Genomic DNA, 15,742 nt, shown 5'->3' on the forward strand with positions numbered 1-15,742 from the left:
GGCCCGCCTACCTTTCCGTTTGTGGGTCAGCCCCAGACGGTGGCGAAGAGACGCATCCAGTTCCCGCCGAGGATCTTCAAGATGCGGGCATCAGACCAGCCCCGGCGCTGCATTTCCGCCGTCAGGTTCGGAAATTCGTCATTGCGGCGAATGCCCTCGGGCTTGGTGATCTTGGCAGAGCCGAATTCGGTCAGCGTGCGACCCGTGCCCTTGTCCTTGTTGGCCCACAAGAGCCAAGGGCCAGGGCGTGGCCGGTTGTGGTTGAAGTCGGTTCCGATCGCGACATGGTCCTCGCCAACCAGATCCATGGTGTATTCCATGGCGTCGATGACATCGGCGACGGTCGCGTCATTGCCCTTCGCAAGACCCGGCGCAAAGAGCGAGGTGCCGATGACGCCGCCCTTTTCCGCGCATGCCTTGAAGACCTCGTCCGGCTTGTTGCGCGGCACATCCTTCAGGCTGCGCGGCAGGCAGTGGGTAATGGCAACCGGCTTTTGCGAATAGGCGATCGTGTCGAGCGCGGTCTGGACGCCGACATGGGAGAGGTCGATCAGGATGCCGCAACGGCCCATTTCGTCGACGGCCTCGCGGCCGAAGCCGGTCAGTCCGCTGTCCTTTTCTTCCAGATAGCCCGCGCCGAACAGCGTCTGGGTGTTGTAGGTCAGCTGCATGATGTTGACGCCGAGATCCTTGAAGATCGCGAAATAATCGAGCCGGTCCTCGACAGGCGACGTGTTCTGCCAGCCGAAGATGATGCCGACCTTGCCTTCCGCCTTGGCGCGGCGGATATCGTCCAGCGTCCTGACGGGCATGGCGATATCGGCGTTTTCGGCAAGTTTGTGCTTCCACATGATCACGTATTCGATCCCGCCCTCGAAATTCTCCCAGAGAACGGAAGAGGCGCTGATCGCGGTCACGCCGCCGCTCTTTGCTTCCAGAAGGATGTCGCGGTTGAAGTCAGAGCATTGCAGCGCGTCGATGACGATTGCGGAGGAATGAAGGTCGGTCATGGGTCTTTCCTAAAATCAGGCGGTGGCGGCAAGGTTGGTCGGGAGCCATTCCTCGCCGGTCATGTCGGGAATGTCGTAGTTGCGGAAGCGGGCCAGATGGATCGCCGCGTCCTCGGCCATGAAGGAGCGGACCAGACCGGATGCCAGCCGGCGCGCACCTTCGCTCGAGGAGGGAATGCCGGAGGTCACCTTGCCGTGGCTCGGAACCGAGGGGTAGGCAAAGCAGGCGAGCCTTGAAAGCGCGGGGCACGCCCCTTCCTGTTTCTCGAGGAAGGTGAAGTCGGGCGCGAGATAGGGATGGGCGGCAAGGCCCGGATTTTCCGCCGCCTTGTTGGCGCCCATGACATCGCCCCAACTGCGGATATGCGGCGCGAATTCCGCAAGCTCCGGGCGTTGGGAAAGGTCGATGCCGAAGCCCGTGGCAAAGATCGCGACATCGGCGTCGAGCGCGCCTTTGGGTGTCATGACGCGGATGCCGTCTGCGCGCTCCTCGATCGCGGTCACCGGAGCCCCGACATGGAGAAAGGCATTGGCATGGCGGGCGACGCGTTCGACGGAATGTTTCGGCGGCGGCACGGGGAAACGGTCGCCCTCGTTCATGATTTCCCACTTGACCTCGTCAGGCAGGCCGACGAAGCCCGCCGTCATGCCGCGCGAGCCGGTTCCGGTGAACTTGTCGATGACGGGTATGGCAGGGCGGCGCACCAGAAGGTCGAGCCTCGCGCAGCCTTCTTCGAGCGCGGTTGCCGCATTGTCCATGGCCGAGGCGCCGGCACCCACGACGATCACCCGCTTGCCCCTGAGGGTCGCGGTGTCGAAGACATCGGCGGAGTGATAGACCTTGCCCTTCGGGATATGGCGCGCGACCTCCGGAAGGCGCGGCGCGCCCATGGCGTCGAGCCCGGTTGCGATCACCACGCGGCGCGCATAGACCGGCCCTTCCGATGTCGTCAGTCGCAGAAGATCGCCCTCGGGCGTGATCCTTTCGACCGCGCATTTATTGACGACATCGGCCTCGCTCACGCGCGCAAACCAGTTCATGTAGTCCATCCACATGGTGCGCGGCGCAAGCTCCATCCGCTCCCAGGCATCGGCGCCCCACTGCGCCTCGAACCAGGCGCGGAAGGTGAGCGCCGGAATGCCCATCGCGGGACCGGCCGCCTGCTTGAGCGTGCGCAGCGTCTCCATGCGCGCATAGGTGACCCACGGCCCTTCCCTGCCCTTGCTGGCGCGGTCGAAGAGCCGGATCCTGAAAATTCCCTCCATGCGGAGCGCAAGATTGGCGGCGAGGCCGCAAAGACCCGCGCCGACGATCGCCACATCCAGAACCTCCGCGCCCGCCGGCCCTTCCCTGCTCGGCATCCATGCCTTCGGCGGCAGGTTCAAAAGCGTGCGTTGCCGCAGAAGTTCGGCCTCGAGGGCCGCAAGTCCGGACGGTTGCGTCATGAAGTTCGGTTCCTTGAGTTACAGGCTGGACCGCTCCAGCAGGCGGACATCGGAGGGATCGTGAAACACGCAGTCGGGGATAATTTCAGAACAGGCGGCCTTGAAGCTTGCCGCAAAGGTGAGGAGTTCGCCGGGAAGCAGACGTCCGGCGGCACTGAAAAGGCCCCAGATATAGCTGAGCTCGACCGACAGGGGGCGGATCGAAACGCCTTCGACCGGAATGCCGAAGGCCGTGATCGGGTCGATGATCGCGATGCCGAGCCCGGCGCGCGCAGCCATCATGGCATTGAGCGAGGAATTGGTGACGATCTCGCCAGCGGGCGCAATGTTCTGGCGGGCAAGCGCGCCATTGATCTTGCCACGGATCCGGTAGGCATTGCCGACGGTCAGAAGGCGGGCGCTTGCGAGAGCGCGGAGCGGAAGCGGGTCTCCGACATCGAAAGCGCCCCCCTTTTCGACGGCGGCGACCAGCCGGGATTCGCAGATCACCTTGGCTTCGAGCGTGGCATGTTCCAGGGGTAGCGCGGAAATGCCGAAATCTGCGGTGCGATTGGTGACTGCGCGCGCCACATGTTCGGCATTCATGGTCTCGATGTTGACGACGCCCGGGAGATCACCCCCCATGCGGGCAAGCGTGGGGCTCAAGAGACCGCCGGCCATGGTGGGGGTGGCGGCGATGTCGATGGCCGCGATCCGGCCCTCGCGGATGGCGGCCGCGCGTTCGCGGATCTGGTGCAGGCCCGCCATCAGCCGCTGCACTTCGCCATAGAATTGCAGGCCGCGCTCGGTGGGCGAAATGCGCGGACCGTTGCGGTGGAACAGCGGGAAGCCGACGGCCTCTTCCAGCTCCTTGATCTGGCGCGTCACCGCAGGCTGGCCGATGCCCAGTTCCCTTGCGGCAGCCGTCATCGAGCCGCAGGCCATGGCGGCCTGGAAGGCTTCGAGCGATTTCACATCGGAAATTTTATCATTCGATATTGACATATTAAGCTCATCATTATCCATATATGTGATATTGGCAAGTGCAGATCGAGCCATTCATGCGCCAACCGCCTGAAGCGGGAAGGTGCAATAAAGAGAGGAATAGCAGCATGTCTTTGATAACACGCATCGCGGGTATCGCGACGATTGCAATCGGCACGATCGCGATGACGCAGCCGGCTGCGGCCGCCGATGTCTGGCGCTTGAGCTCCATGATGACGCCCGACAGCTTCGAAGGTAAGGCCTACCAGAAGTTCGCCGACCTCGTTTCGGAATATACCGATGGCGACATCGAGGTGAAGATCTATCCCAACGAGCAGATCGGCTCGATGGATTCGGTGATCGAGCAGCTGAGCCAGGGCATCATCCAGCTCGCGCCTTCGAGCCTGTCCTTCATGTCGCGCTGGGAAGACAGCATCCGCTATGCGTCCGCGCCCTTCCTGTTCGACAATTACGACCAGTGGTCGACCTTCATCGATGGCGACCTGTTCCAGTCATGGCTCGGCACGGTGGAGGAAAAGGCCAACATCACCGTTCTCGGCAATATTCCGGCTATGCCGCGGGGCACCTTCCGCACCCTTCTCTCCAACACCCCGGTGACCTCGGTGGATGACATCGAGGGTCTGAAACTGCGCCAGTTTCAGGATCAGCTGATCATCGACGCCTGGACCTATCTCGGCGCGGAAGTGCGCGTGCTTCCCTGGGGCGAGGTCTATGACGGCATCAATCGCGGCATCGTCGACGCCGTGACCTCGCCTGCGGAGCTGATCGAATCCACCCGTTTCTACGAGGTCGCGCCGAACATCATCCGTACCGATGAATATCCGCAGGCTGTGGCCTGGATGATGAACGCCAAGGCCTGGGACAAGCTTACGCCGGAACAGCAGGCCGCATTCGAGCGCGCCCACAGCGAAGCGTCCGCCTATTCCAGGGAGCTTCTGGAAGAACAGGCAGTCTCGCTGAAGTCTGACCTCGAAGCCAAGAAGGGCGTCAGCGTCAATTTCGACTTCGACACCGCGCCCTTCGTCGAGAAAATGGCTGTCTTCTATCAGGAACGCGCCGACAAGGGCGAATTGCCCGAGGGCCTGATGGACGCCGTCCAGGCTGCAAAGCAGTAAGCCTCATGCGCACGCTTGACGGTCTTCTCGACGCAATCGCCAGCCTCTTCAAGGGGCTGGCAACCCTCTGTCTTGCCGTCATGGTTGCCCTCAACCTCTTCAACGTCGCCTTCCGGGCGGTGTTTGATCACGCCTTCGGCTGGATTTTCTCCTGGACGCTGCTTCTGTTCATGTGGATGCTCCTGCTCGGCTTTTTCGTTTACATGCGCAGCCGCCGCGATGTCGTTGTCGACATTTTCATGAGCCGTCTGCCGCCGTTCTGGCGCCGGATGGGCGGCATGTTTGCCTCAGCCGTCGGCATGGCCGTCATGGCCACGATCCTGCGCGGCGCGCCGGCGTTGATTTCCCTGCAGCGCGCGCCGATGGATGGCACCGGCCTTCCGATCTGGACCCAGTCGCTGCCGCTTTTCATCTCGGCGACGCTGATTTTCCTGCATTTCCTGTTGTCCTTCATCGAGATTGCGACCGGCCGCGCGGATGCCTTTCCGCGCGACATCGAAACGGCGGAAAAAGGAGCGGTCGAATGATCCTCGGTCTGATCGTCATCGGCGGCTTCGTGCTCTTGATGCTCGTCGGCGTGCCGGTCACCGTCGCCATTGGCGCGGGCGCCATTATCGGTCTCTACTGGGCGGGTTTCGGCGACATGGCGATCGTCGTGCCGCAGCAGATCCTCGATGGTGCCGCAAAGCCGGCGCTGCTCGCGATCCCCTTCTTCGTGCTTGCCGGCAATCTGATGAACACGATCGGGCTGACGGATCGCATCTTCAATTTCTGCCTGGCGCTGATCGGCCATTTCCGGGCGGGCCTTGCCTATGTCAACGTCGTGGCATCGCTGCTTTTTGCGGGCGTCTCGGGCGCCGCAACGGCCGATATCGCCGGTCTCGGCCAGCTTGAGGTCAAGGCGATGCGCGAGCGCGGCTATTCGCCGGAGTTTTCCGCGGCGCTGACCGTCGCGACGTCTCTGGTCGGGCCGATCGTTCCGCCCTCGATCAGCCTGATCGTCTACGCCTGGCTTGCCAACCAGTCGGTTGCGCGGCTGTTCCTTGCCGGCATCGTGCCCGGCATTCTCGTCGCGCTCGCCTTCATCCTCTATATCCGCGTCGTGTCGACCTGGACGCCGATGCCGCGGGAGAAGCGCGCCAGCATGCGCGATATCCGCCGCGCGACGATAGAAGGCCTTCCGGCCCTGATCGCGCCCGCGATCATCCTGAGCGCCATCATCTTCGGCTTTGCCACTGCGACGGAAGCTGGCGTGATCGCCTGCGGCTATTCACTGCTGATCGGCCTGTTCTACCGTACTGTCACCTGGCAGGGCGTCCGCACGGCGCTGACGGAAAGCGCGGTTCTTTCGTCCCTGATCATGATGATCATCGGCGTTTCCCAGATCATGGGCTGGCTGTTTGCCTTCGAACAGGTGCCGCAGGCCTTTGCCTCCGGCATTCTGGAGGCGATCAGCAAGCCCTGGATCTTCATGGCCTTTACCATCGTGCTGCTGATCATCATCGGCTGCTTCATGGAAGCGACGCCGGCCAAGATCATTCTCCTGCCGCTGCTTCTGCCTGCAGCCGATGCCTTCGGCATCGACCGGGTGCAGTTCGGCATGGTGATCACGCTTGCCCTGCTTCTGGGCATTGCCACGCCGCCGCTCGGCGTCGGGCTCTACCTGATGTCGGCTGTCTCGGGCGTCCGCTTCGAAAAGCTGGCGATTTCGATCCTGCCATTGCTGATCCCGCCGATTGTCGTGCTGATCCTGCTCGCAGCCGTGCCCGAGATCACGCTCTGGCTCCCCAATCTCATCATGGGACCTCAATGACCATACACCATGCCCGGCCTGACGCGCTGGATCGCGCAGCCAACCTTGCAGAAGGCGGCGCCGTCTTTGATCTTCGCGCGCTTCGCCCCGAATTCCTGAACGGCGCGGAAGATTGCCGCATGGCGGTGCTTACGCCCGATAACGATCTCGGCCTTTCGCCTTCGCTCCGTGCAGCCCTCGCCCGCCGCGTGGCCCTGACGGCTGAAAATGACCGCCTGCTCGCCGATTATCCCGCGCCCGAAGATCAAGCGCTTGCAGCTCTTTCGCACGGGGAAAGGCCTGAGGACCGCCGGCTTGCGGCCATGGCCGACCATGCGGACATGATCGCGGCGAATCCGGGCGCGAGCAGCCGCGAGAGCCTCGAGGCATTGCTTGAGGCGGGCATGACCGTGCCGCAGGTGATCGCGCTTTCGGAGCTTCTCGCTTTCGTCTGCTTCCAGATCAGGGTCGCCCATGGCTTGCTGCTTCTGGAGCAGTCCGCATGACGAGGCTTGGTTCGATCCGCATAAAGCCGCTCACCTGGCATCCGCATCTGCCGCCCGTCGAGATCGCGGAGGCAACGGCGGAACAGCTCGAAGCCATGAAGGTGACGCCGTCGGCGAAGAAGGTCTCGCCCTATGTGCGCACGCTCGCCCATGACCCGGAAAGCTATGTGGCGCGCACCACGCTGTTCAATGCCATCATGTATGCCGAGGGTGGCCTGCCGCGCGCCGAACGGGAACTGGGGGCGCTTGCCGCCTCGATGGTGAATGGCTGTCGCTACTGCGCCAATGTCCATGCCCGCCAGCACATCCGCCTCTCCGGCTCCTCCGCGGTGATTGCTTCGCTCTGGACAGAAAACCGCGAAAGCCTGTCGGCCCGCGACGCCGCCATCGTCGCGTTTGCCGAAGCGCTGACGGCAACACCGCCCCGCGCCGGAGGCGATCATATCGCGGCGCTCAAGGCGGCCGGCCTCGAGCCGTTCGAGATTATCGACCTCATTCATGCTATTGCTATATTCGGCTGGGCCAATCGGCTGATGCATCCGCTCGGCCATTCGGACAATGAAGAAAAAGGGACGCCGTCATGAAAGCCATCAACACCGACAAGGCGCCTGCAGCGATCGGCCCCTATAGCCAGGCCGTGCGCCACGGCGATCTGCTGTTCGTCTCCGGCCAGCTCCCGATCGATCCTGCGACGGGCGATTTCGTGGAAGGCGGCGCTGTCGAGCAGATGCGCCAATGCCTGAAGAACATCGCCGCGATTGCCGAAGAGGCAGGCGCCGACCTTTCGGCGACGATCAAGACGACCGTGCTGCTGACCGATCTTTCCGGCTTTGCCGATGTCAATGCGGAATATGGCAGGGCCTTCTCCGAGCCCTTCCCGGCACGCGCCTGTTACGAGGTGTCGGCGCTTCCCAAGGGCGCGATGGTCGAGGTCGAGGCGGTGATCGCGCTATGAGCGGCGACAATCTGCTTGCGGATTCACTGTCGATCGCGCTTCCGGCCTGCGCCGAGCGCGCCTGGGCGCGCCGCGCCATCGGCCTGCTGCAGGGCGACGCCCGCCGCTCCGCCGATACGCACCTGATCAAACCGGTCTTTCCCGGCCTTACCGGACTCTCGGTCTATCTGAAGGATGAAAGCACCCATCCGACCGGCAGCCTGAAGCATCGTCTTGCCCGTTCGCTGGTTCTCTACGGCATCTGCAACGGCCATATCCGCGAGGGCACCACGCTGGTCGAGGCGTCTTCCGGCTCGACGGCGGTATCGGAAGCCTATTTCGCCCGCATCCTGCATCTGCCCTTCATCGCGGTGATGCCGCGGACCACCTCGCGCCAGAAGATCGAGGCGATCGAGCGTTTCGGCGGGCGCTGCCATCTGGTGGAGCGCTCCGGCGAGGTTTACGATGCCGCGCAGCAGATCGCCAACGAGACCGGCGGCCACTATCTCGACCAGTTCACCTTCGCCGAGCGCGCCACCGACTGGCGCGGCAACAACAACATTGCCGAGAGCATTTTCGCCCAGCTTGAGAACGAGGAGCATCCGACGCCCGAATGGGTGGTGATGAGCGCCGGCACGGGCGGCACATCGGCGACGATCGGCCGCTATATCCGCTATCGCAACCTGCCGACGCGGCTCTGCGTTGTCGATGTCGAGAACTCCGTGTTTTACGACAGCTATGTCAGCGGCGACCGCACCGTCTGCCGCAATGACGGCTCGAGGATCGAGGGGATCGGCAGGCCGCGCGTCGAGCCTTCCTTCCTGCCGACGGTCATCGACCACATGATCCGCGTGCCAGACGTTGCCTCGCTTGCGGCGATGCACGTTTTGTCGAAGCGTATCTTCCGCCAGGTCGGTGGCTCGACGGGCACGAATTTCTTCGGGCTTTGCCAGATCGCCGCGCAGATGATGCATGAAAGGCGCGAGGGCTCGCTCGTCACGCTGATCTGCGACAGCGGCGCGCGCTATGCCGATACCTATTACAATCCGGACTGGCTCACTGAAAACGGTTTCGACATCGCGCGCCATGTCGACCAGCTCGAGCGCTTCCTCGACACCGGCCGCCTCCAGCCTGACTGAAGGCGACGGCCGCAGGGGCCGGTATTCAACAGACACTACAACGGGATCGTGCATCCGCCACAGCGAGACGGAGAGGGATTTGAGATCCCTGCCCGCCGCATGGGGGGCTCAAAAATTGCCGAGCCGTTCTTGGGTGAGACAGCCGGAAGCACGAAGAAGATGGACCGTCTGCACGGATTCTTCGATCGGCAGCGGTTCCGGGTCCGCAGCCGGAAACACCGGCCAGGGCCGGCCGGTGTTGGCTTCTATCCCGGCGCAGACGCGTTTCAGCCGGCAGCGCCCGTGTCGAGGATCTCGCGCTTGCCGACATGGTTTGCCGGACCCACAAGGCCTTCCTTTTCCATGCGTTCCACCAGCGAGGCGGCACGGTTGTAGCCGATCGACAGGCGGCGCTGGATATAGGAGGTCGAGCACTTTTTGTCGCGCTGGACGATCTTGACTGCCTTGGCGAAGAGCTCGTCGGCATCATCGCCTTCGCTTGCCATCTCGGTGGCGTCGAAGACCGGCGTATCCTCTTCGCCTTCCTCATCCTCTTCCTCATCGACGACGACGCTGCCGAGATAGGTGGGCGTGCCCTGGGTCTTGAGGTGATCGACCACTTTCTCGACCTCGTAATCGGAAACGAAGGGTCCGTGGACGCGGGCGATCCGCCCTCCCCCCTTCATGTGCAGCATGTCCCCCTGCCCCAGAAGATATTCCGCGCCCTGTTCGCCGAGGATCGTGCGGCTGTCGATCTTGGACGTGACCTGGAAGGAGATGCGGGTGGGGAAGTTGGCCTTGATCGTGCCGGTGATCACATCGACCGAGGGGCGCTGGGTCGCCATGATCAGATGGATGCCGGCCGCGCGCGCCATCTGCGCCAGGCGCTGGATCGTGCCCTCGATCTCCTTGCCGGCGACCATCATCAGGTCCGCCATCTCGTCGACGATGACGACGATATAGGGCAGCGCCGAAAGATCGAGTTCCTGTTCCTCGAAGATCTGCTCACCGGTGGTGCGGTCGAAGCCGGTGGGCACCGAGACCATGATCGTCTCGCCCGAGGCGCGCGCCTCCGCAACGCGCTTGTTGAAGCCGTCGATATTGCGCACGCCGAGCCGCGACATCTTGCGGTAGCGCTCTTCCATTTCCCGCACGGCCCATTTGAGCGCCAGCACGGCCTTTTTCGGATCGGTCACGACCGGGGTGAGAAGATGCGGGATGCCGTCATAGACCGACAGTTCCAGCATTTTCGGATCGACCATGATCAGGCGGCATTCTTCCGGGCGCAGATGATAGAGCAGCGACAGGATCATGGTGTTGATCGCGACCGACTTTCCCGAACCGGTGGTGCCGGCGACCAGCAGATGCGGCATCTTCGCAAGTTCCGCCACGACCGGCTCTCCGCCGATATTCTTGCCGAGGCAGAGCGGCAGGCGGAAATCCGTCGTCATGTATTGGCGGCTTTCGAACAGTTCGCGCAGATAGACGGTCTCGCGCTCCTCGTTCGGCAGTTCGATGCCGATGACGTTGCGGCCGGGGATGACCGCCACGCGGGCGGACAGCGCCGACATGGAGCGGGCGATGTCATCCGAAAGATTGATGACGCGCGAAGACTTCACGCCCGGCGCCGGCTCGAATTCATACATCGTGACCACGGGTCCCGGACGCACATCGATAATCTCGCCCTTGACGCCGAAATCTTCCAGAATGCTCTCGAGAAGCCCGGCGCTCTGCTCCAGCGCTTCCTGGCTGAGCTCACTGGCCTCATCCGTGCGCGGCTGCTGCAGGAGCTCGATCGAGGGGAAGATGAAATCGGTTTCTTCATGTTTTGCCAGAACGTTGAGCGGAGAGACACTCGCGACATGGTTGACCGGTTGAGGTGCAAAAACTTCATCATGCACGCTATCCGTGCTTTCGTCTGCCTCTGCCTCTGCCTCTGCCTCCGCCATGTGTTCCATGACGGGAGCGGTCTCTTCCGCGCTGTCATCGCATGCGGGCGGTGCTTCCGGCGCTTCGGCGATGGCCGCAGCGGCAGCACGGACCGGGCTGTGGAGCAGGACCTGGCGATAGAGCGCGACCGGCGACGGGCGGTCGCCCGTGCTCGGTTCCACTGCATTGACCACGGTCTCGATGTCATCCTGTGCCGCCGTGCATGAAGCGGTCCAAGGTGCGGTCATGAGAACGGCATCCATCGTCTCTTCAAGCGCCTCGGCCGGCGCCACCGGCTGCGGGGCGATCGTGGCGTGGCCTTCCTTCTGTGCCCGCCGTTCTGCCGGCCGGCGTTGCGTGCCGCCAAGCGCCATCATCTCGAAAGCAAGCCCGTCGGGCAGATAGGAAAAGACGTCGTCTTCGGCTTCTTCAAGAATGACATCTGCTTCAGACACTACGGCACTTCCTCCGATCAATTCTTCATGCATGCCGGCTGTCGCCGGATCGGGCTCGGCGCTGACGGAATCACTGCCTCCGGTCTCAATCGCGGCATCGGCGGTGGCGATCCCGGTGTCGGCATCCGGCGAAAGATACCAGGGCATCGACGCCCCCTCTTCCGCTCTATCCAAGATGTCTTCGGCGAGGTCGTCGCTCTCTTCCCTCAGCGCTTCGATGTCCTCAGCGCCAGGCCTCGCCGCGGGCAGTTCTTCTGCGATCCGCTCCTGCAGCGCCGTTGCCGGTGAGGGCAGCTGCGGACCGAAGGCGACGTCTTCCGGATCATCGGCCGCTGCCATTCCGGGCTCGGGATGCTTGCGGTGCGGGGTGCGGGTGAAGCGCACATTCGGGCCGAGCACGAAGGGGCGCTGCCAGCTCGGCAGACGATCCGGGTCAAGGATGGCCGCTTCCGGATTGCGTCGCGAAGCCTCGGCGGTCTTTGCGCCTTCTGCTTCGGCGTTGTCCGTTTTTGTCGAATCGGCGGGTTTCGATTGAAGGCTGGGATAACGCGAAATAGGCATGCTGATGAAGACCAATCTGAGAACTGTCACACAGTCAAAATCATAGGAAAAAAACGTTAACCAGTCGTTTCGTCCGGCCCGTTTTGCGGGGCTTGCAGAAGTCTGGCGCGGGCCTCGTGAATGAACGCGCGCGCATGGGTGGGTGCCGGTCCCTCCCCGCTTTCATTGAAGCGTGCCGCCCGTTCACATTGTCCCCGACGGAAGCGCACTCCTTCAACACGGTGCGCGGCCATGTCGGCGCGCCCATACCGGTTGCCCTGTGATGGTTTGATTGCCAGCCGTACAGAATCGCATTATCTGCAAGAAAAAGAGAATGTTAGAGATATCTCTGCGCGGCGTTTTTCGCACGGAGCATGACCGCACAGCGATGCATTTTCAGCGCGCTTCCGTTCCGCCGCCGGCGCTGTTTTTGCACTGTCGCAGGGTGGCCTGAGACGTTAACCTCTCATTAACTAAAAATGCCTTGCGCAGGCAACGAATCGGTCCATACTAATAACGCTTTTAAGGGCCACTCCGGGCAAAAAGCGTTCTTTGAGAATTAACCGAGTCGATGGCAGTGATTCCTTGACGACACAGTCCGTTCCAAACGCCGGCAAGACAGATTTTGCCGATGAGATCCTTGATCAGGGAAAGCTTATCTCGGATAAGCTCGACCTGCTGCGCATCGAGCAATTCCCGCCGAACGCCCAGAAGGGCCTTCGGCTTTTCGGCATTGCGGAGGTCGCCGATTTTCTCGGCGTCACCCAGAACCATATCAAGAAACTTCATCTGGAAGGCAAGGGGCCCTCGCCGGTCGTTTCCGCCTCCGGCCGGCGGTCCTATTCCGCCGAACAGATCCTGGAGCTTCGCCGGTTTCTGGACAAGAATGGCCGCTCGGAAAAGTTCTACGTCCCTCACCGCCGGCCAGGCGATGCGTTGCAGATCCTGTCGGTCGTCAATTTCAAGGGCGGCAGCGGCAAGACCACGACGACGGCCCACCTTGCGCAATATCTCGCGCTCACCGGCCACCGCGTGCTCGCCATCGATCTCGACCCGCAGGCCTCGCTTACGGCGTTGCACGGCATTCAGCCGGAACTCGACAATTCCCCCTCGCTGTTCGAGGCGCTGCGTTATGATGACGAGATCAAGCCGATCAGCGCCATCATACGGCCGACGAATTTTCCCGGTCTCGATATCGTGCCGGCCAATCTCGAACTGCAGGAATATGAGTACGAAACGCCGCTCGCCGCCACCGACCGCTCGTCCCAGGAAGGCCGGCTGTTCTTTACCCGGCTGACGCGGGCACTGAAGGAGGTCGAGGACAATTACGACGTCGTGGTGATCGACTGCCCGCCGCAGCTTGGCTATCTGACGCTGACGGCGTTGACCGCATCCACGTCGGTGCTCATCACCGTGCACCCCCAGATGCTCGACATCCTGTCTATGAGCCAGTTCCTGTTGATGCTCGGCGGCATTCTGGATTCGATCCGCAGCGTCGGCGCCAGCGTCAAGCTCAACTGGTTCCGCTATCTGGTGACCCGCTACGAGCCGACGGATGGACCGCAGGCCCAGATGGTCGGCTTCATGCAGGCCATGTTCGGCAGCCGCATGCTGAAGAACCACATGGTGAAGTCGACCGCCATTTCCGATGCTGGCATCACCAAGCAGACGCTTTACGAAGTCGAGCGCGTCCAGTTCACGCGCACGACCTATGACCGCGCGATCGGCTGTCTCAACGACGTCAATGGCGAGATCGCCGATCTGATCCACGAAGCATGGGGGCGAAAATGATGTTGCCAGCCGTACGACGCGGTGATTCTTGCCGTCACTTCAATCGCTTATCGCTGAAAAGGGTGGGCTGACATGGCACGAAAGCATCTCCTCAGCCAGCTCGGCGGACCAAAGGAAAAGCCCGAGGCGCCGGACGCCGCCCGCGACGGACGCTCCGCCTATGCGCTTCGCGGCGCGTCGCGCTCGATGCTGCAATCGCTGGAGGAAATGGCGGAGAATTCGCTGCGCGTCCAGGATGGAGAGATGATCGTCCTGCTCGACCCGAACGACATCGACCCGTCGCCTTATGTCGATCGCATCGAGGAGGATGGAGAGGCGTTCGACGTCCTCGTCGAAGCCATTCGCGAGGCGGGGCAGATTTCACCGGTCCTGGTTCGCCGCAATCCCGATATCGCCGGCCGGTTCATCCTGGTCTACGGCCATCGCCGCACGCGGGCGGCCAAGACGCTTGGCATCAAGGTGCGCGCGATCATTCGCGATCTCGAGGAGCTGGCGCATGTGGTTGCCCAGGGGCAGGAAAACACCGCGCGTGCAGATCTTTCCTTCATCGAGAAGGCGCTGTTTGCCAGCCGGTTGCTCGCCGCCGGCATCGACAGGGAGGCCATTCGCCAAGCGCTCAGCATCGACAATGCCATGCTGTCGCGCATGCTTTCGGTCGCCGACGGCATTCCGATGGATATTCTCGAGCAGATCGGCGCCGCCAAGGGCATCGGCCGGGATCGGTGGGATGAGCTCAAGCGGTTGCTGCTGCCGCCGGCCAAGCTGCAGCAGGCCCGTCAGTTCATGAGCGAGGACGCATTTCAGGCGCTCGCCTCGCCGGAGCGATGCCTTGCATTGCTCGATGAGCTGAAGCGGAAGGGAAGACGGGCCCGGCCGAAAAACACCAGCGAGACGTCGTGGTCGTTCAGCGACAACAAGGTGAGCGTGACAACGAAGAACGCCGCCAATGGTTTTTCGCTCTCTCTCAAGGCGCAGGATGCAGATGCGTTCGGCGCCTATCTCTCCGGGCAACTGGAAGAGCTTTATGCCGAATTTCAACGCCAGCAGAAGAAAGGATAACGCGCAAAAGAAAAAGGCCCCCAAACGACAAGCGTCCGGAAGCCGATTTGTAACTAGCACCTACTGATTCGCATTTCCGTTCGTATCCGTCAAGAGGCTTCCTCGCATTTGGTGTGGGGGAGGGGTGGATTCTTTTGCCTTTTTGAAAGGTGAACCATGGAACATGCGATGACGACGACGCCCTTTGGGCGGCGGCCGATGACGCTTGCGATGCTTTCTGCCCAGAAGGCGGCGCGGGCGGTACCGGAAGGCGCGCGGGCGAACAAGTGGAAACTGTTCCACAATGTGCGCGCGGCGCGGGCAGCGCTTGGCGCCAGCGATCGCGGTCTTGCGATCCTGAATGCGCTTTTGACCTTCTATCCCGAAAACGAGCTCTCGGCCGAGACAGGCTTTGTCGTCTGGCCGTCGAACGAGCAGCTGATCGCGCGCGCCAACGGCATTTCGCCGGCAACGCTCAGGCGCCATCTGGCGGTCCTGGTCGATTGCGGGCTGATCATCCGCCGCGACAGCCCGAACGGCAAGCGCTTTGCCAGGAAGGGCAGGGGAGGGCAGGTGGAGCAGGCCTATGGTTTTGATCTGTCGCCGCTTGTCGCGCGGGCGCAAGAGTTTGCTGCGCTCGCCGAGACGATTGCTGCCGAACGGCAGGCGCTGAAATGCGCGCGCGAGCGGCTGACGCTTCTGCGCCGGGACATCGTCAAGATGATCGAGGCAGCGCTTGACGAGGGGGTTCCTGGCGACTGGGCGAAGATGAGCCAGGTTTACCGCGCCATCATCGACCGGCTTCCGCGCATGCCTGACGTGACGACGGCCGAGGATATCTGCGATGCGCTTTCGCTTCTGCATGAAGAGGTGCGCGACACATTGGAATTCCACGTCAATTCGGAAAATATGAACGCCAATGAGTCTCATTCTGCGCGCCACAAACAGAATTCAAATCCAGAATCCCAATTTGAATCTGAATACGGCTTTGGAGAAAAGACAGAAGCGAGCGGCAGCGCCGCGGAAACCGACAACCTCCACACCCTGCCGAAGCGCGAATTGCCGCTGGCACTGGTGCTCGATG

General features: G+C 62.4%; 14 protein-coding genes. 10 read left to right on the forward strand and 4 right to left on the reverse strand.

Annotated features, from left to right (window positions below):
* Positions 1-26 precede the first annotated feature (26 nt).
* The 3 genes from HPQ62_RS13155 to HPQ62_RS13165 are packed head-to-tail and all read right to left on the reverse strand — an operon-like array spanning position 27 to position 3,440.
* Positions 27-1,010 carry a membrane dipeptidase gene (locus HPQ62_RS13155; RefSeq protein WP_174803011.1) on the reverse strand — a complete coding sequence of 328 codons (984 nt, stop codon included), beginning with the start codon at positions 1,008-1,010 and terminating at the stop codon, positions 27-29.
* Positions 1,011-1,025: 15 nt separating this feature from the next.
* Entirely contained in the window at positions 1,026-2,456 is a 1,431-nt protein-coding gene (locus tag HPQ62_RS13160; RefSeq protein WP_174803012.1) for an NAD(P)-binding domain-containing protein, read from the reverse strand.
* An 18-nt stretch (positions 2,457-2,474) separates the two neighbouring features.
* The gene (locus HPQ62_RS13165; RefSeq protein WP_244629681.1) at positions 2,475-3,440 is read right to left on the reverse strand and encodes a LysR family transcriptional regulator; all 966 of its coding nucleotides are present in this window, start codon (positions 3,438-3,440) and stop codon (positions 2,475-2,477) included.
* A 107-nt stretch (positions 3,441-3,547) separates the two neighbouring features.
* Here HPQ62_RS13165 and HPQ62_RS13170 point away from each other — a divergent pair, with 107 nt between their 5' ends.
* The 7 genes from HPQ62_RS13170 to HPQ62_RS13200 are packed head-to-tail and all read left to right on the forward strand — an operon-like array spanning position 3,548 to position 8,926.
* Positions 3,548-4,555 (forward strand): TRAP transporter substrate-binding protein, encoded by a 1,008-nt coding sequence (locus HPQ62_RS13170; RefSeq protein WP_174803013.1) that lies wholly within the window; start codon positions 3,548-3,550, stop codon positions 4,553-4,555.
* Between the two features lie 5 nt (positions 4,556-4,560).
* Positions 4,561-5,082 (forward strand): TRAP transporter small permease, encoded by a 522-nt coding sequence (locus tag HPQ62_RS13175; RefSeq protein WP_174803014.1) that lies wholly within the window; start codon positions 4,561-4,563, stop codon positions 5,080-5,082.
* Complete coding sequence (locus HPQ62_RS13180; RefSeq protein ID WP_174803015.1) at positions 5,079-6,368, forward strand: TRAP transporter large permease; 1,290 nt, start codon at positions 5,079-5,081, stop codon at positions 6,366-6,368. Before HPQ62_RS13175 ends, HPQ62_RS13180 begins: the two co-directional genes overlap by 4 nt.
* Positions 6,365-6,853, forward strand: a complete 489-nt coding sequence (locus HPQ62_RS13185; protein WP_174803016.1) for a hypothetical protein — start codon at positions 6,365-6,367, stop codon at positions 6,851-6,853. The genes HPQ62_RS13180 and HPQ62_RS13185 overlap by 4 nt, the downstream gene beginning before the upstream one ends.
* Positions 6,850-7,437: a peroxidase-related enzyme gene (locus HPQ62_RS13190; RefSeq protein WP_174803017.1), complete on the forward strand. Its 588-nt coding sequence runs from the start codon at positions 6,850-6,852 to the stop codon at positions 7,435-7,437. The genes HPQ62_RS13185 and HPQ62_RS13190 overlap by 4 nt, the downstream gene beginning before the upstream one ends.
* A complete protein-coding gene (locus HPQ62_RS13195) occupies positions 7,434-7,808 on the forward strand; it encodes a Rid family detoxifying hydrolase (RefSeq protein WP_174803018.1) in 375 nt (124 codons plus the stop codon). The genes HPQ62_RS13190 and HPQ62_RS13195 overlap by 4 nt, the downstream gene beginning before the upstream one ends.
* Positions 7,805-8,926 carry a PLP-dependent cysteine synthase family protein gene (locus HPQ62_RS13200; protein ID WP_174803019.1) on the forward strand — a complete coding sequence of 374 codons (1,122 nt, stop codon included), beginning with the start codon at positions 7,805-7,807 and terminating at the stop codon, positions 8,924-8,926. Before HPQ62_RS13195 ends, HPQ62_RS13200 begins: the two co-directional genes overlap by 4 nt.
* A 266-nt stretch (positions 8,927-9,192) precedes the next feature.
* Here HPQ62_RS13200 and HPQ62_RS13205 read toward each other — a convergent pair whose 3' ends face one another.
* Positions 9,193-11,850 (reverse strand): DNA translocase FtsK, encoded by a 2,658-nt coding sequence (locus tag HPQ62_RS13205; protein ID WP_174803020.1) that lies wholly within the window; start codon positions 11,848-11,850, stop codon positions 9,193-9,195.
* Positions 11,851-12,414: 564 nt separating this feature from the next.
* Between HPQ62_RS13205 and repA the strand changes: the two genes are divergently transcribed.
* The 3 genes from repA to repC form a co-directional block, all read left to right on the forward strand.
* Positions 12,415-13,620 (forward strand): plasmid partitioning protein RepA, encoded by a 1,206-nt coding sequence (gene repA / locus HPQ62_RS13210; RefSeq protein WP_174803021.1) that lies wholly within the window; start codon positions 12,415-12,417, stop codon positions 13,618-13,620.
* 72 nt (positions 13,621-13,692) lie between these two features.
* Positions 13,693-14,679 carry a plasmid partitioning protein RepB gene (repB, locus tag HPQ62_RS13215; RefSeq protein ID WP_174803022.1) on the forward strand — a complete coding sequence of 329 codons (987 nt, stop codon included), beginning with the start codon at positions 13,693-13,695 and terminating at the stop codon, positions 14,677-14,679.
* A gap of 156 nt (positions 14,680-14,835) precedes the next feature.
* The coding region (gene repC, locus HPQ62_RS13220; RefSeq protein WP_174803023.1) for a plasmid replication protein RepC at positions 14,836-15,742 on the forward strand (907 nt) is incomplete at its 3' end.

The sequence above is a fragment of the Martelella limonii genome, assembly GCF_013344475.1.
Lineage (GTDB): Bacteria > Pseudomonadota > Alphaproteobacteria > Rhizobiales > Rhizobiaceae > Martelella > Martelella limonii.

Coding starts and splice junctions, on each gene's coding strand:
- HPQ62_RS13155 (WP_174803011.1), bottom strand. CDS start 1,010: ATGACCGACCTTCATTCCTCCGCAATCGTCATCGACGCGCTGCAATGC.
- HPQ62_RS13160 (WP_174803012.1), bottom strand. CDS start 2,456: ATGACGCAACCGTCCGGACTTGCGGCCCTCGAGGCCGAACTTCTGCGG.
- HPQ62_RS13165 (WP_244629681.1), bottom strand. CDS start 3,440: ATGTCAATATCGAATGATAAAATTTCCGATGTGAAATCGCTCGAAGCC.
- HPQ62_RS13170 (WP_174803013.1), top strand. CDS start 3,548: ATGTCTTTGATAACACGCATCGCGGGTATCGCGACGATTGCAATCGGC.
- HPQ62_RS13175 (WP_174803014.1), top strand. CDS start 4,561: ATGCGCACGCTTGACGGTCTTCTCGACGCAATCGCCAGCCTCTTCAAG.
- HPQ62_RS13180 (WP_174803015.1), top strand. CDS start 5,079: ATGATCCTCGGTCTGATCGTCATCGGCGGCTTCGTGCTCTTGATGCTC.
- HPQ62_RS13185 (WP_174803016.1), top strand. CDS start 6,365: ATGACCATACACCATGCCCGGCCTGACGCGCTGGATCGCGCAGCCAAC.
- HPQ62_RS13190 (WP_174803017.1), top strand. CDS start 6,850: ATGACGAGGCTTGGTTCGATCCGCATAAAGCCGCTCACCTGGCATCCG.
- HPQ62_RS13195 (WP_174803018.1), top strand. CDS start 7,434: ATGAAAGCCATCAACACCGACAAGGCGCCTGCAGCGATCGGCCCCTAT.
- HPQ62_RS13200 (WP_174803019.1), top strand. CDS start 7,805: ATGAGCGGCGACAATCTGCTTGCGGATTCACTGTCGATCGCGCTTCCG.
- HPQ62_RS13205 (WP_174803020.1), bottom strand. CDS start 11,850: ATGCCTATTTCGCGTTATCCCAGCCTTCAATCGAAACCCGCCGATTCG.
- repB (WP_174803022.1), top strand. CDS start 13,693: ATGGCACGAAAGCATCTCCTCAGCCAGCTCGGCGGACCAAAGGAAAAG.